Origin of the sequence: Microbacterium sp. P26, from assembly GCF_023712585.1 — a bacterium.
Classification (GTDB): Bacteria; Actinomycetota; Actinomycetes; order Actinomycetales; family Microbacteriaceae; genus Microbacterium; species Microbacterium algihabitans_A.
In genome coordinates this window covers 40022-55794 of sequence record NZ_JAMAXZ010000004.1, presented here as the reverse complement: position 1 = coordinate 55794, position 15773 = coordinate 40022, and the positions used below count along the sequence as shown (strand labels likewise).

At 70.2% G+C, this 15773-nt stretch carries 14 protein-coding genes; 9 read left to right on the top strand and 5 right to left on the bottom strand.

Going from position 1 to position 15773, the window contains the following annotated elements; translation table 11 throughout:
• Positions 1 to 64 precede the first annotated feature (64 nt).
• The gene (locus M3667_RS09520) at positions 65 to 961 is read left to right on the top strand and encodes a DUF808 domain-containing protein (protein WP_251507592.1); all 897 of its coding nucleotides are present in this window, start codon (positions 65 to 67) and stop codon (positions 959 to 961) included.
• 25 nt (positions 962 to 986) lie between these two features.
• Here M3667_RS09520 and M3667_RS09515 read toward each other — a convergent pair whose 3' ends face one another.
• A complete protein-coding gene (locus M3667_RS09515; protein ID WP_251507591.1) occupies positions 987 to 1826 on the bottom strand; it encodes an alpha/beta fold hydrolase in 840 nt (279 codons plus the stop codon).
• Positions 1827 to 1864: 38 nt separating this feature from the next.
• Positions 1865 to 3331: a helix-turn-helix domain-containing protein gene (locus M3667_RS09510; protein ID WP_251507590.1), complete on the bottom strand. Its 1467-nt coding sequence runs from the start codon at positions 3329 to 3331 to the stop codon at positions 1865 to 1867.
• A 140-nt stretch (positions 3332 to 3471) separates the two neighbouring features.
• On the opposite strand from M3667_RS09510, the gene solA reads away from it, so the two are divergent.
• From solA to M3667_RS09485, 5 genes are read left to right on the top strand one after another with little or no spacing between them, the layout of a single operon-like run.
• A complete protein-coding gene (solA, locus tag M3667_RS09505) occupies positions 3472 to 4608 on the top strand; it encodes an N-methyl-L-tryptophan oxidase (RefSeq protein WP_251507589.1) in 1137 nt (378 codons plus the stop codon).
• A gap of 5 nt (positions 4609 to 4613) precedes the next feature.
• Positions 4614 to 4988 carry a cupin domain-containing protein gene (locus M3667_RS09500; RefSeq protein WP_251507588.1) on the top strand — a complete coding sequence of 125 codons (375 nt, stop codon included), beginning with the start codon at positions 4614 to 4616 and terminating at the stop codon, positions 4986 to 4988.
• Entirely contained in the window at positions 4988 to 5629 is a 642-nt protein-coding gene (locus tag M3667_RS09495) for an FMN-binding negative transcriptional regulator (RefSeq protein WP_251507587.1), read from the top strand. Before M3667_RS09500 ends, M3667_RS09495 begins: the two co-directional genes overlap by 1 nt.
• Positions 5626 to 6654 (top strand): ornithine cyclodeaminase, encoded by a 1029-nt coding sequence (locus tag M3667_RS09490; protein ID WP_251507586.1) that lies wholly within the window; start codon positions 5626 to 5628, stop codon positions 6652 to 6654. The genes M3667_RS09495 and M3667_RS09490 overlap by 4 nt, the downstream gene beginning before the upstream one ends.
• Positions 6651 to 8114 carry an amidohydrolase family protein gene (locus tag M3667_RS09485; protein ID WP_251507584.1) on the top strand — a complete coding sequence of 488 codons (1464 nt, stop codon included), beginning with the start codon at positions 6651 to 6653 and terminating at the stop codon, positions 8112 to 8114. Before M3667_RS09490 ends, M3667_RS09485 begins: the two co-directional genes overlap by 4 nt.
• 64 nt (positions 8115 to 8178) lie before the next feature.
• Here the strand turns inward: M3667_RS09485 and M3667_RS09480 are convergent, their stop codons facing one another.
• From M3667_RS09480 to M3667_RS17010, 3 genes are all read right to left on the bottom strand, one after another.
• The gene (locus M3667_RS09480) at positions 8179 to 9105 is read right to left on the bottom strand and encodes a PDR/VanB family oxidoreductase (protein ID WP_251507583.1); all 927 of its coding nucleotides are present in this window, start codon (positions 9103 to 9105) and stop codon (positions 8179 to 8181) included.
• Positions 9106 to 9126: 21 nt separating this feature from the next.
• Positions 9127 to 9753, bottom strand: coding sequence for an MSMEG_1061 family FMN-dependent PPOX-type flavoprotein (locus M3667_RS09475; RefSeq protein WP_251507582.1), 627 nt, complete (start codon positions 9751 to 9753; stop codon positions 9127 to 9129).
• Positions 9754 to 9852: 99 nt separating this feature from the next.
• Entirely contained in the window at positions 9853 to 11337 is a 1485-nt protein-coding gene (locus M3667_RS17010) for a helix-turn-helix domain-containing protein (protein WP_251507581.1), read from the bottom strand.
• Between the two features lie 73 nt (positions 11338 to 11410).
• On the opposite strand from M3667_RS17010, the gene M3667_RS09465 reads away from it, so the two are divergent.
• From M3667_RS09465 to M3667_RS09455, 3 genes are all read left to right on the top strand, one after another.
• Positions 11411 to 12523, top strand: coding sequence for a DUF917 domain-containing protein (locus M3667_RS09465; protein ID WP_251507580.1), 1113 nt, complete (start codon positions 11411 to 11413; stop codon positions 12521 to 12523).
• Positions 12520 to 14100: a hydantoinase/oxoprolinase family protein gene (locus M3667_RS09460; protein ID WP_251507579.1), complete on the top strand. Its 1581-nt coding sequence runs from the start codon at positions 12520 to 12522 to the stop codon at positions 14098 to 14100. The genes M3667_RS09465 and M3667_RS09460 overlap by 4 nt, the downstream gene beginning before the upstream one ends.
• Before the next feature lie 86 nt (positions 14101 to 14186).
• Positions 14187 to 15773, top strand: a complete 1587-nt coding sequence (locus M3667_RS09455; protein WP_251507578.1) for an ABC transporter substrate-binding protein — start codon at positions 14187 to 14189, stop codon at positions 15771 to 15773.

Here is a 15773-nt window from a genome sequence, read left to right as displayed (position 1 = left end):
GCACCCCGATAGGGTCGTGCCTGCGGTGCGCACCTCGCGCGCCCTCGCACCCCGGGAGAAGCGCATGTCCGTCGGACTCCTCGCCGTCGTCGATGACATCCTCAGCGCAGCGATGCGCGCGAGTGCCAAGACGGCCGGAGTCGTCATCGACGACGCTGCCGTCACTCCGCAGTACGTGCAGGGCCTCACGCCCGCGCGCGAGCTGCCCGTGGTCTGGAAGATCGCGCTGGGCAGCATCGTCAACAAGTACGTGATCATCATCCCGATCGCGTTGCTGCTCACCGCCTTCGCCCCGTGGGTGCTTCCCTACCTCCTCATCATCGGCGGCGGGTTCCTCTGCTTCGAGGGCGCCGAGAAGGTGCTCGAGTGGTTCGGCGTGCACCATGCCGAGGGCGACGCTGACGAGCCGCGCGATGAGAAGAAGCTCGTGCTGGGCGCCGTGCGCACCGACCTCATTCTCAGCACCGAGATCATGCTCATCGCCCTCTCCAGCCTCGACCCTGACTTCGGCATCTGGATGACGCTGGGGGCGCTGCTCATCATCGGTCTGGCCATGACCGTCGTCGTCTACGGCGCGGTGGCCCTGCTGGTGAAGATCGACGACATCGGTCTGCGCTTCATGAAGAGCGACTCGCGGGGCGTCCGCCGCTTCGGGGCCCGCGTCGTGGCATCCATGCCCGCCGTCTTCCGGGTGATCAGCGTCATCGGCACGGTCGCCATGCTGTGGGTCGGCGGGCACCTGGTGCTGCAGAACCTGTCGGAAACCCTCTGGTCGGGTCCCTACGACCTCGTCCACGTCGTGACCCACGCGACCGAGGCCGCGGGCCCCGTCGTCGAGTGGATCGTCGAGACGGCCATGTCGGCGGTGTTCGGACTCATTCTGGGCTTGATCATCGTGGGGATCGTGACCGGCATTTCGCGGGTGGTGAAGCGCGACACCGCGGTCGACGCGAGGCACTGACGGACGAGGCGCCGCGCCGTCTGCATCAGCGCGACGCTTCTCCCGCGGCGACGGTCCGGGTGATCCCCGCCACGAGTTCGGTCCACAGCTCCGGAACGATGTAATGCCCCATTCCGGGGTGCACCTGGAGCTCGGCGGCGATGAGGGCCTCGGCCATGTCGACCGCGGCGCTCCAGTGCAGCACGTCGTCGTCTCGGCCGTGGAACACCAGGGCCGGGACGTCGACGCTTCTCAACGATTCGAGCCTCTCGGGTGCGCGCATCAGCGCCGCCCATTGCCGGGAGAACCCCTCGGGTGCATAGCCGCGATCGAAAGCTTCGCCCGCGGCCCAGGCGTTCCACGCCACGTCGAGGGGGTACCGCTGCCCGGCCGTGGCGGCCGCGAACGCGGAGGCGCCGGCCACCACCTCGTCCCGTGTGTACCGCGCCGGGGCACCCGTCAGATCGGGGTCGGCGTGCAGGATGTAGCGCGGATCGCGCCCCGGGATCGTCGACAGCAGCCCCAGGCTCGCCACGCGATCCGGATGCCGCAGCGCGGTCATCTGCGCCATCATTCCGCCCATGGAATGACCGACCAGATGCGCCCGGGCGACCCCGAGATCGTCGAGCACGCGCACGACGTCGTCGCCCATCTCCTCGAGGCCGTACCCGCCGTCGATGTCGTCGAGCCCGCCGAAACGCGCCGAGAGTCCGACGTCGCGATTGTCCATCCGCACGACGTGCAGGCCACGGTCGACGAGCTGGGCGACGAGATCCACGTGCCAGGCGATGAGTTGCGCCCCGCCGCCGGCGATGAGCACCACCGTCGGATGGGCCGTGTCGCCGTCGGTGACGTAGTGGATCGCGGGTTCGGGGGTCAGCGGCATCCGGAGGCCTTCTCTCGTTCGCAGCGACGATAGTCGAGTCATCGGGGAGGCGGTATGGATGCTCCGTCCACCGCGTCGACGGAGGCGGTGGACGCCCCGTACGTCGCGCCCAGGTCGGCGGACAGCGTCGCGGCGAGCGTGCGTGCGGCGTCTTGCAGCTCGGGGAGGCGCATCGAGACGTCCTCGGTCGCGCCGACGATGCAGGCGGCTGCGGCGACGAGCCCGGCGGCATCACGGACGGGGGCGCTGATCGACGTGATCCCGAACTCGTCGACGGAGCGCATGGTCAGCGTGCCGTCGGCGCGAACCCGCTGGACGCGTCGTACGAATTGGTCGTACTCCGACGCTCCGTGCCGCCGGGGGAACAGGTGGGCGAGCTGGGCGGCGTCGAAGTCCATGGCGAGGGTGGGCCCGCCGTCGGAACCGACGAGGGGGTGGGGGCGGCCGAGCCACGGGGCCATGAGCAGGCCTTCCCCCAGCGGTTCGATGTGCTCCACGACGGTGAAGCTGCGCATGCCCGCGAGGGTCGTCACGAAGACGCACGCGCCGACGCGTTCGGCCGTCGCCATCGCGCGCGCGGGACCCCTCCGAGCGAGTGCGGGGAGGAATGCCGCCCGATGCCAGGCGTGGATCGCCGGGTCGATGTGCAACGCGTCGGTCTCTGCGTCGCGGGCGAGCAGGCGCGAGCGCACGAGAGCGTCCACCAGACGTCGAGCGCGGTCGGGCCGCAGCCCCGCTGCCGCGGCTGCGGACGTTGCCGAGCCGGGGGCGACAGCGAGGTGCTCGACCAGACGCAGGGCGGCTTCCTCCGTCCGGACGGATGTCGTGATCGTCGAGCGATCGAGCGGGCGTGGGGCAACCGAACCTCGATGCTCTTCGGCGAGGGCCCGTTCGAAGGCGCGCCGGGCGTCGGCGAGGAGGCGTCGGATGCGCGGACGCGCTCGGGCGGCACGGTAGACGGGAAGGGCGACGGCCAACGAGAGCACACGACGTCCGTCGGGAGCGGCGAGGGGGACGGCGATCTCGACGGCACGGCCCGCCTGCGACTCGATCATCGCCGCCTCCTCTGCGTCGCCCGCGAGAGCGCGGATCACCGCGCGACGGGAGTCGGTCACCACTTCGCCGACGGCTGCGGGGACGTGCAGGGTCCACCCGGAACCGACCGCGGCGATGATGCGTGCACCCGTGCCGTCGGCGGCGGAGAGGATCACGGTTTCGGCGGTCTCCTGCGCGAGCCGGTGCAGCTCGAAATGAACGGTCGGCCCGAGCGCGGCGGCGGCGCTCCCGGACAGCGCGATCGCGCGAGGCCCCGTCGCGAAGGTCCCGTAGGCCTCGCCTCGCTCCAACATGCCGCTCTCGACGAGTCCCGCGCACACCCGCGAGGCCGTGCTGAGTCCCACTCCGACGGAGGCGGAGATCGCCGCCAGGGAGAGGGGGGAGGTCGGATCGGTGCGTCCGGCGACGGCGCGGAGGATGGCCACGGCTTGCTCTACGCGTGCGGTCACACGGGTCTCCTCCCATAACTGCAATCCGGACGGCCGAGTATTGCAGCTCATGGTGACCGTAACAGCGCCGCGACGGGTGATTCGAATAATTACCGGTATCCGTCGGGGCACCCGTTCCCCGCCGGTGGAAGGGACCCGTCATGGAGGAGTTCGACGTCGCCGTCGTGGGCCTCGGCGCGCTCGGCAGCGCCGCTGCGTACCACCTGGCCCGCCTCGGCGCGCGCGTCGCCGCCTTCGAGCAGTACGAGCTCGGTCACGTGCGCGGAGCCTCGCACGACACCTCGCGGATCGTCCGGACCTCCTACGGCGCCGCGGAGTACGTGCGGTTCGCGCAGGCGGCATACCGGGAGTGGGCGGCACTCGAGGGCGCGACCGGAGAGCGGCTGCTGACGGTGACCGGAGGAGTCGTCTTCATCCCCGACGATGGCCCGTACGACGCGGACGACTTCGCGCGGAGCCTCTCGGAGAACGGCGTCCCCTTCGAACTCCTCGACCCCGACGAAGTGGCGCGTCGGTGGCCGCAGTTCGCGATCCCCGCGGGTGTCACGACCGTCTTCACGCCCGATTCGGGCATCGCTCACGCGGCCCGCACCGTCGCGACCCTGCAGATGCACGCGCGGGTGCTCGGCGCCGACCTCCGCGACCGCACCCGCGTCGAGAAGCTGACGCCGGTGGACGGCGGGGGAGTTGACGTCACCACCGACGCCGGCCAGGTGCGCGCGCGCCGCGTCGTGCTCGCCGCGGACGCGTGGACGAACACGCTGCTCGAGCCGCTCGGCATCCGGATTCCGCTCGAGGTGATGCAGGAGCAGGTGACGTACTTCGCGCCGGGTGAGTCCGGGGCGTTCGACCCTTCGCACTTCCCGGTGTGGATCTGGGAAGACGAGCAGTGCTTCTACGGCTTCCCCACCTATGGCGAGCCGACCGTCAAGGCGGCCCGCGACGTCTCCGAGAACCTCATGACTCCTGCCGAGCGCACCTTCATCCCCTCCGACGAGCGCCTCGCCGAGCTCACCGAGTTCTTGGGGGCGGTGATTCCGGGGAGCGGCCCGGCCCTGCGGACGGTGACGTGCCAGTACGCGTTGACTCCCGATCGGCGGTTCGTGCTCGGCCCCCTCGTCGAGCACCCCGACATCGTCGTCGCCCTCGGCGCCGGTCACGCCTTCAAGTTCACCCCCGCCTTCGGGCTCGCTCTGGCCGAGCTCGCGACCGGTCGCCCGACCACCGACGATGTGTCGGCCTTCGCGGTCGACGCGACGGTCGTCCCGGTGATGTGAGCGACATGCTGATCCAACGACGTGACGAAGTTCACCACGACTGGACCCTGTACGAGGGTGAGGGGCGCGTGGGCATCGAATGGTATTTCGCGGATGCCACCGCCCTCGGAACTCAGGTGATGCTGTACCGGCTCGACCCGGGGGCGTCGGAGGGGGAGCATCGGCACCTTGCTGGAGCCGAAGACAGTTGCTCGGCCGAGAGTAGCGATGAGCTCTACGTCGTCACGTCGGGAGAGATCGTCTTCACCGCGGACGGTGTGGACCATGTCCTCACGGCGGGAGATGCAGCCTATGCGCGCGCCGGTGTCACCCACGGCGTCCGCAACGACTCGGCGTCCCCGGCCGAGCTCGTCCTCGTCTTCGGGCCGGCGGTGCGCTGATGAGGTACACCCCCGACTACGCCCTCCACGACCTCGACGCCGTGCGCGCTCTGGTGCGCGAGAACCCCTGGGCGACGCTGGTCAGCCACGTTCCGGGACGCGGTCTCGTGGCATCCCACTATCCCGTCCTCGTCGATGAGTCCGACGGTTTCGCGCTCGTCAGTCACGTGGGACGCCCCGACGAGCAACTGCACGAGCTCGGCGCGCACGAGGTGATGGTCGTCGTGTCCGGTCCGAGCGGATACGTTTCACCGAGCTGGTACGACACCTCGCCCGCCGTGCCCACCTGGAACTTCGTCGTGGCGCATCTGTACGGCACGCCGACGCTGCTGAGCGACGAGGAGAACCTCGCCGTGCTCGACCGGCTCGTGACGCACTTCGAGGCGCCGTTGCCGAATCCGTTCCTGATGCATCGGAGCCTCGAGAACACCGCGTACGCGGAGCGCATCGTGCACGGAACGGTCGGGTTCCGGCTGCCCGTGGCGCGGTTCGAGGCGAAGCAGAAGCTCAGTCAGGACAAGCCCGACGCGGTCGTCGATCGCGTCATCGCGGCGCTGCGGGCCCCCGGCCCCTACGAGAATTCGGCCCTGGCCGATCGGATGGACGCCATCCGCACCCGAGAGGAAGAAGAAGCACGATGACCGGATTCGTTGGCGTGGATGCCATGGTGCGGTGGGTCCGCACGCACGGCGCCGAGCGGCTCATGACCGAGATGGTCTCGTATCTCGAGGCCGACTACCGTCGCTGGACGTCGTTCGACAAGGTCGAGCGCATGGCCAGCCACACGCCGTTCGGCGTCATCGAGCTCATGCCGGTCAGCGATCCCGACACCTATGCCTTCAAGTACGTCAACGGCCACCCCTTCAACCCGGGTCGCGGCTATCAGACGGTCACGGCGTTCGGCGTGCTCGCCGACGTGCACAACGGCTACCCGGTGTTCCTGTCGGAGATGACGTTGCTGACGGCCCTTCGCACAGCGGCCACCTCGGCGATGGTCGCCCGGCACCTGGCGCGCCCCGATTCGCGGACGATGGCCATGATCGGGGCCGGCAGTCAGGCGGAGTTCCAGGCGTTGGCCTTCCGCGGAGTCCTCGGGGTCGACCGGCTTCGCGTCTTCGACGTCGACCCCGCGGCTACCGCCAAGCTGGTGCGCAACCTCATCCCGATGGGCTTCGACATCACGGTGTGCGAGTCGGCGGCCGAGGCGGCACGCGGCGCGGACATCATCACGACCTGCACCGCCGACAAGGCGTCCGCGACCGTGCTGCACGATGAGGACGTGGCATCCGGGATGCACATCAACGCGATCGGTGGAGACTGCCCCGGCAAGACCGAGCTCGACCCCGCGATCCTGTCCCGCGGACCGGTCTACGTGGAGTACACCCCGCAGACGCGGATCGAGGGCGAGATCCAGCGCGTCGCCCCGGACTTCCCGGTGACGGAGTTCTGGCAGGTCCTCGCCGGGTCGCGGGCGGGGCGCACGTCGGCCGAGCAGGTCACCGTGTTCGACTCGGTCGGCTTCGCGATCGAGGATTTCTCGGCCCTCCGCTTCTTGCGCGACAGCGTCGCCGGCACGGATCTCGCCCAACAGATCGACCTGGTGGCCGCCCCCGACGATCCGAAGGATCTGTTCGGCATGGTCGGCGCTCCGGTGCCCGCGCTGTGAACGCCCTCACTCTGCGCGGCGGACGCGCCTACGACGGGGCCGACCCGATCGACGTCGTGCTGAACAACGGGAGGATCGCCGCCATCCGGCCGACCGGTGGTCCGGTCGCAGGCGAAGTGGTCGACCTCGACGGCCGCTTCGTCGGTCCGGGCCTATGGGATGCGCATGTGCACTTCACGCAGTGGGTCATCTCGAGCCGGCGAGTCGACGTCGGCGGCACGAATGGCCCGGATGCCGTGATCGCCGTGATCCGTGGGGCGCTCGCCGCCGACGCTCCCCGCACTCACGGTGTCCTCGTCGGGTACGGCTATCGCGACGGCCTCTGGTCGACGCCCACCTCGCTGCTCGCGCTCGACGAGGCATTCCCCGACGACCCGGTGGTCCTCGTCAGCGGCGACCTGCACGCCGGATGGATGAACACGCGCGGCGCGGAGCGCCTCGGCCTGCGGCCGGACGCGAGCGGTGTCGTCGCCGAGTTCGAGTGGATCGCCGCGCTGCAGAGGTTCCAGCAATCCGCGCCCCTCCCCGCCGAGGCGTACGCACAGGTGGCTGAGGCGGCCGCGCGACGCGGTGTGGTCGGCGTGGTGGAGTACGAGAACGTCCCCAACCACCGCGAGTGGCCGGAGCGCGTCGCCGCGGGCGTGCGGTCGTTGCGCGTGGACGCCGCGGTGTGGCCCGACCGTCTCGAGGAGGCCATCTCACTCGGACTCCGCACCGGCGACCGCCTCGACCCCGACGGGCTCGTGCGCATGGGGCGACTCAAGATCGTCGTCGACGGATCGCTCAACACCCGTACGGCCTGGTGCTGGGACCCCTACCCCGGTGCGGACGCCCACGCCGAGCACGGCTGCGGGGTGCAGAGCGTTCCCGTCGACGAGCTGCGGCGCCTGCTCCAGCGCGCGAAGGACGGCGGCATCCTCCCCGCCGTCCACGCCATCGGCGACCGCGCCAACACCGAGGTCATCGACGTGTTCCAAGAGCTCGGGATGCCGGGCATCATCGAGCACGCGCAGCTGGTGCGAGACGAGGATTTCGCGCGCTTCCGACGGGCCGGTCTGATCGCGAGCATCCAGCCGGAGCACGCGATGGACGACCGCGACATCGCCGACCTGCACTGGGCGGGCCGCACCGCGCGCGCGTTCGCTTTCGGGTCGCTGCACCGCTCGGGTGCCGCTTTGCGCCTCGGGTCCGACGCGCCCGTCGCGCCCCTCGACCCATGGCACGCGATCGCCTCGGGAACGGCGCGCAGTCGCGGTGACCGTGAGGCATGGCATCCGGAACAGCGTCTTCCGCTCGACGTCGCCCTGGAGGCGAGCAGCAGAAGCCGTCTCGACGTGGGGCAGCCCGCCGACCTGGTCGTGGTCGAACGCGACCCCTACTCATGCGATCGCGACGCGCTCCGCGAGATGCCGGTGGCGGCGACGCTGCTCGGCGGGCGGTTCACATACCGGGCCGTGTGAGCCGCGGCAGCCCGGCCGCGCCGCCGCACCGCGCGGATCGTGCGAGTGAGAGGAGGGCCGGGTCTCAGACGTCGAGCACCAGCGGCGAACCCGACCGCGCTCGCGAGACGCACGGGTACATCAGTCGCGCCTCGTCATCGGTCGTGAGCGAGTCACGGTGCTCCACCGCGCCGTCGACGACGGGAATTGCGCACGAGCCGCAGACGCCTCGCAGGCACGACCCGTCCACCGGAACCCCGGCGCCCTGCAGCGATTCGAGCAGCGACCGGGTCGCCGGCACCTCGACGGTGACGCCGGAGCGCGCCGCGGTCGCAGTGAACGTCTCGTTCGGGCCGAACTCCCGCCTGCGCGGCTCGAACCGTTCCAGATGGATGCCGGATCCCTCGGGCAACATCGGGGCGAGGGCGAGCAGCGCGTCGGTGAAGGCCGCGGGACCGCACGCGTAGACGTCGGTGCCAGGCGCGAGGGATCCGACGACGGCTGCGAGGTCGAGACGACCCTGTTCACCGCTGATGTGGACCGTCGCACGCGCGCCGAGGGCGCTGATCTCGTCGACGAACGCGACCCCGTCGCGCGCGCGGGCGACGACGATCATGTGCCAGTCGGCGCCGACGGATGCCAAGTGCCGGGCCATCGCGAGAATCGGCGTCACGCCGATGCCGGCGGCCAGCAACAGGTAGGCCGGAGCCTCGCCGAGCTCGAAGAGGTTGCGCGGAGGCCGCACCCAGACGGTGCCGCCCTCACGAAGGAACGAGTGGATGTAATGCGACCCGCCCCGCGAGAGCTCCTCGCGACGCACGGCGATGCGGTACGACGACGTGTCGGCCGGATCACCGCAGAGCGAGTACTGCCGCTCGTGGCGCGTGATGAGCTGCAGGTCGACGTGTGCGCCCGGCTGCCACGCCGGAAGGGGCCCCCCGTCGGCGCTCTGCATCCGGATGCTGAGGATGTCGGGCGTCTCGCGCGTGATCTCGCGGACGACCAGCGGCATCAACCCCTCTCGCGAGCGCATTCAGTACAGCGCCCGGTACGCGCCGGACATCGCCTCGTCGATCACGTCGCCCACCGTGGCATCCCACCCCGACGTGCTCGCCCAGATCTGGCCCGAGCTGGGCACCTGCGCGGCGAGGTCCTGCATCTCGGCGTCCCAGAGCCCGCCGCGCAGGAGCGCGCGCCCGCAGTGCAGGTAGACCTGCTCGATGCGGAGCACGATTGCCAGGTCGGGCACGGTGTGATCCTGCTCGAGCGAGCGCAGCAGCACCGGATCGTCGGTGACGATGGCGCGTCCGTTGATCCGGAGCGTCTCGCTCATGCCGGGTACGAAGCACAGCAGGGCGGCGTGGCCGTTGTCGACGACGTTGCGCATCGAGTCGGCGATCTTGTTGCCGAGGCGGTCGGGGATGACGACGGTGCGGTCGTCGATGGCCCGGACGAAGCCGGGGTAGTCCCCGCGCGGTGAGCTGTCGCAACGTCCCTCGCGGTCGGCGGTCGCCAGCGTCGCGAACGGGGAGTGGGCGAGGAAACGCAGACAGTTCTCGTCGAGGTGGTCGGTGATCTTCTGCAGTGACGGGCCCTCGGGCTCGCCGAGAGCGGCGCGGATCTCCTCGAGCCCGAGCGCGCGGAAATCGGTGGAGAGCATGCCCTCGACGCTACCCGCCGACCCGACGCCGTTCATCGTCGTCCTGGCACAGCATCAGGGGGGTCATATGTGCCGTCGGCACAGCCCTCGCCGACCGGGTCAGCGCGCGGAGCCGATCAGGCGCACGCGACACGCGAGTTCGACCGCGAAGCGGGTGTCGGGGTCGTCGAGGTCGACGTCGAGCAGATCGCGCACGCGGCGGAGGCGGTAGCCGACCGCGTTCGGGTGCAGGTTGAGCTCGCGGCCGGCCTGAGCGAGCGAATTGCGGTTGCCGAGGTACGACAACAGGGTGCGCACGGCGGTCGCCGACCGCTCGGGGCCGAGCGCGTCGAGAGGGTGCAGCAGGTCATCGAGCAGATTGCGGCTGACGGGGGAGGCGTAGAAGTCGAGCAGGAGGCGCCGCAGACCTGTCACGTCGGTCAGCTCGACGGCATCCACCCTCCCCGCCGCGACCGCGGCGTCGGCCGCCACCCGGGCCTCGGCGGCGGATTGACGCAGTCCGGTCGCGCCCGTCTGCGGGGTGCCGAGCCCGACCGTGTACGTCCAGCCCTCGCCTGCGAGCCGGCGCGCCTGCGCCTGCACGCGCACGATCACGTCGCGCAGGCGTCGTTGGTGGTCGCCCGCACCGTGGTCCTCGCTGCTGACGAGGATGACGTCATCCTGCACGAAGGCGATGTGCCAGAGTTCGGGGCGCTCGTCGATGAGCTGCAGCGTGAACAGCTCAAGGGCGGCCTCGACGAAACGGGGGGCGCGCAGGCCCGGGTCGACCCGATGCTGGGGGCGCATCCACGCGACGGCGTGCGACAGCTGGAGAGGGAGTCCCAGACGCGCGGCGGGGGCGACGAAGCCGTCGACACGACCCGCCTCGGCGAGGATCAATTCCACGATCAGGTCGGCACGTGATTGGTTCGGCGCGAAGCGATCCTGCAGATCGCGCTGCATCGCCCGCGAAACGAGTGACGCGACGACCGGCAGGGCGACCGTGGCCGCGGGATCCGAGGTCTCGGCGACGAGTCGGCCGATGGGGACCTCCCCGGCGAAGACCGCTTCGGCATCGGTCCACGACGTGCCCGGGTCGTCCTGCACGCTCACGCGCACCCCGAGCGCGGTGCCGGCCGCCTCGAGGATCGCGGCGACGGCATCGGCTTCTCCCGCGGATGCCGCGGCGGTGGCCTTCTCGACGGCGAAGGCCGCGCGGGTCATGGACTCCGCCGCGCCTCCACTGATGACACGATCCACCGTCACCGCCAGGTCGGGCGCGCGCGCCGCGAGCGAGACGAGGACCGGCACGCCCCCGCGCGCCGCCAGCACCGCCGCCGTCTCGGCGGGGACGAAGCCCACCGGCATGATCAAGCCGGCCAGACCCCGCGCACTCGCCTGCCGCAGGGCGACGTCGACGAGGTACGACGCGGGTGGTTCATCGCCGGCGATGACGGCGAGCGTGCCCGCGGGGAGCGTCGGCAGCTCCGAGAGGGCGGCGACATCGACGCGCTCGATGGTCGCTCCCGCGATCGGACCGGCGATGTGGGATACCCCCAGGCGTTCGGCCTGGGTGAGAAGGTCTGCGGTGGTGAGCTGTGCCACCAGCACAATGTACGCCGATTCCCTGTCGCGTCGACACATTGTCGCTCCTCGGGGTGATCTCTAGGGTCGATGCATGGCATCACCCTCCCTCGTCCCACCGACCGCGCGGCGCGCCCCCGAGCACGTCACGGCCGATGACATCGCCGCCCTCGCCGCGGGAGCCGCGATCTTCGGCACCGGCGGCGGAGGAGCGGTCTACACCTCGCAGCTGACCACCGAGCGGGCCATCCGCGAACACGGGCCGGTGCGGTTGCTCTCGGTCGACGACCTCGGTCCAGACGACGCGGTCATCATGATGAGCGGTATCGGTGCCCCGACCGTCGGCATCGAGATGCTCTCGTCCGCGCGGCAGATCGAAACGCTGCTGCACGAGGCCGAGCGCGTGGCGGGTCGGAAGATCACCGCGATCATGCCCGCCGAGATCGGTGGCAGCAACGGCGTCTCGCCCGCGGGCTGGGCGGCACGACTGGGCGTCGCTCTGCTGGACGCCGACGGCATGGGCCGCGCCTTCCCGGAGGCCACCATGATCTCGACGAATGTCGCGGGCGTGCCGTGCGACTTCGCCGTTCTCAGCGATGTCGTCGGCAACGTGGTGACGCTGCGCACCGTCGACCTGTCGTGGCTCGAGCGTCACGCCCGCGCGGTCACGGTCGCCGCCGGCGGCATCTGCCTCGGCGCGCACTACCTGTTGACCGCCGACACCGCCGCAGGTGCCGTCATCCCCGGAACGATCAGCACCGCGATCCGCGTCGGACACGCGCTGCTGGAGTCCCCCGAACCCGTGCGCGCCGTCGCCGACGAACTCGATGCCGACGTTCTCATCACCGGCAAGATCACCGACGTCTCACGGCGCACCGAAGGCGGATTCGTCCGCGGCTCGATCACCATCGCCGGGATCGGAAACGATCGCGGGCGCCTGCAGCGCGTCGAACTGCGCAACGAGAACCTCGTGGTGCTCGAAGACGGGGAGGTGCTGGCGACCGTCCCCGACCTCATCACCGTCGTCGACCTCGAGACCGGCCATGCCATTTCGACCGAGATGCTGCGCTACGGCCAGCGCGTGTCGGTCCTGGCCTGGGCGTGCGACCCGCTGTGGCGCACCGACCGCGGACTCGAGCTCGCCGGACCCCGCGCCTTCGGCTACGACCTGCCCTACGTCCCCTTCGAGCGGAAGGACGCGCGATGAGCGCCGTTCGCGACCTGTCCATCGGCGTCGACGTCGGTGGCACGAACACCGATGCGGTGGTGGTGGATGCCGCCGGGTCCGTCATCGCCTGGACGAAGCAGCCCACGACCGCCGACGTGATCGGCGGCATCCGCGCCGGCATCTCGGCGGTGCTCGCACAGCTCGGCGACGGCCGCGACCGGGTGTCCCGCGTGATGCTGGGCACGACCCACGCCACGAACGCCATCGTCGCGCGGCGGGGTCTGGACAAGGTGGCCCTCGTGCGCCTCGGAGCCCCGGCCGCGACGGAATGGCCGCCGCTCACCGGCTGGCCGGCCGACCTCAGCGATCAGGTGCTCGCCGGAGCCGCCATGCTCGGCGGAGGTCACATGGTCGACGGTACCCCCATCGCTCCGCTCGACCGTGACGGCATCCGCCGTTTCCTCGACGGACTCGGCGGATCGTTCGACAGCGTGGCGGTGTGCGGCATCTTCAGCCCCTCTTCGCCCGAGCAGGAGCGCGAGGTCGAACAACTCGTGCACGACCACGTCGGACAGGAAGTACCGGTATTCCTCAGCCAGGACATCGGCCCCGACGGCTTGCTCGAGCGTGAGAACGCCACCGTCTTGAACGCTGCCCTCCGCGGAGTGGCGAGCGATGTGACGCGGGCCCTCGTCGATGTCGTCGCCGAGGAGGGGCTGGACGTTTCGACCTTCTTCGCGCAGAACGACGGCACCCTCATGTCGCTCGACTACGCCGTGCGCTATCCCGTCCTCACCATCGGCTCGGGACCGGCCAACTCGATCCGCGGAGCGGCGTTCCTCTCGGGCGCGCAGAACGCGATCGTGGTCGACGTCGGCGGCACGACGAGCGACCTGGGCGTCCTGGTCGACGGTTTCCCGCGTGAATCCACCCTGCCGCGCGACATCGGCGGCGTGCGCACGAACTTCCGCATGCCCGACATCCTCAGCCTCGGCATCGGGGGAGGGACCGTCATCGACCCGCGTACCGGTGCGGTCGGTCCCCGGTCCGTGGGCTACCGCATCGCCGAGGAGGGGCTGCTCTTCGGCGGATCCACCGCGACGCTCACCGACGCCGCGGCGGCTGCAGGCCATGGCATCCCGGGCCGCTCCCTCCCGTCGCTCTCGAGCGCCCAACGCGACATGCTGTCCGCCGCGCTCGCCCACGCCCACGAGCGCATCGAAGAGGCGGTGGAGCGCCTGTCGCTGGGTCGCCTCGACCTGCCGCTCGTCGTGGTCGGCGGGGGCGCTCTGCTCGTTCCCGACGACCTGCCGGGTGCCGGCGACGTCCTACGGCCCGACCGGGCCGACGTCGCGAACGCGGTGGGCGCGGCCATCTCCCTCGCGGGAGGCCGTGCCGAGCAGATCTCCGACGCCGACGACCGTGACGCCGCGATCGCGGCCGCCTCGGAAGCTGCGATCGCGAAGGCCATCCAAGCGGGGGCTGATCCCCTCGCGGTCGAGATCGTCGACGTCCTCGAGACGTCGCTGTCGTACACCGCTCGTCCCACCCTCAAGGTGTCGGTGAAAGCCGCCGGTCCCTTGAGTCACCTCGCCGCGCCCATCCCTGCGCGCTGATCCGCCCGCACCACGCCCACTCGCACCACCCCTCGAGCACCACGTCTGGCACCACTGACGCTTCACCCGAATCAAGGAGCAAGGCAATGAAACGCAGCACCGTCGCCCCGGCCGCCGCCGGGGTCGTCCTCCTCGCACTGACACTGGCGTCGTGCGCCGCACCCTCCGAGAACGGCGGAGGTGGGGGCTCGGTCGTGTCTGGCGGCACTTTCGTCAAGGCGATCAGCGATGACCCGGGCGATCTCGACCCGATGAAGACGGTCTCGCCAGACACCTTCGACGTGGTGACGATCGCTTACGAGTCGCTGATCTACGTCACTCCCGACGGAGAGTACGAGCCCTGGCTCGCCGACAGCTGGACCGATGAGGGCACGTCGGCCACCTTCACCTTGAAGGACGGGATCACCTGCGCGGACGGCTCGCCCTTCACCGGCCAGACCGTGGCGGACAACCTCAATTACAACGCCGATCCCGCCAACGCGACCTTCTCCTACGGCACGGTCATCACCGAGGCCGTTTCCGCCACAGCCGAGGGCAACGTCGTGACGGTCACCAGCACCGTCAACGACCCGTTCCTCTCCGTCAACCTCGGTTCGATCATGATGGTCTGCGATGCGGGACTCGCGGACATCGCATCGTTGTCCGACACCACCGATGGCACCGGCCTCTTCCAGCTGAGCGAGGCCCGACCCGGAGATGCGTACGTCTTCACCAAGCGCGACGGATACACCTGGGGCCCGTACGGGGTCACTGGCGACACCGAGGGGCTGCCCGACAAGATCGAGGCCCGCATCGTGTCCGACCAGAGCACCGTGACCAACCTGCTTCTGTCCGGCGAGTTGAACACCGGTGTGGTCACCGGTCCCGACCAGGACCGCCTCGCGGGTGCCGGTATCGAATACACGGGTGTCCGCAATCCTGTCGGCCAGATCCTCTTCAATGAGCGCGACGGGCGGCCGTTCTCCGACCCCCTCGTGCGCGAGGCGCTGTCGACGGCGATCAACCGCGACGAAGTCGGACCGGTCATTGCCGGCGCGACGGGCCTGCCCTCCAGCGGTCTCGTCATGAAGACGCCCCTGCTGTGCGTGCAGGACCCGCCGAGCTGGTCGCTTCCGGCCACCGACCTCGACCGCGCCGGTGACTTGCTCGATCAGGCCGGTTGGACCCTCGGCTCCGACGGCATCCGCCAGAAGAACGGTCAGCCGCTGACGGTGAAATTCATCTACGACGCCCCGACCGCGTCGCACGCCCCGGCCGCCGAACTCGTCAAGGAGACGTGGGACAAGCTCGGCGTGGTGACCGAGCTCTCGGCCAACGATGCCGCCGCCTGGTCGGACCAGCTCTACACGAGCTTCGACTGGGACACCGGCTGGGTGCAGATCGCCCCGGGCAGCCCCGTCGTGCTCGACCTGTTCTTCGGTGGTGCGACCCCCGACCAGGGTGGACTGAATTTCATGTTCGTCGACAACCCCGAGTACAACGAGCTGGCCACCCAGGCGAAGACCGCCTCGCCGGATGCGGCCTGCGGGCTGTGGCAGCAGGCCGAACAGAAGCTCATCGAGCGGTTCGACACCTTCCCGGTCATCGACAACATCCTGCCGAACTACATGAGCGGCGCGACGTTCGAGCAGCCGAACTTCCTCAACCCCACCTCGATCCGGATGCAGGGCTGA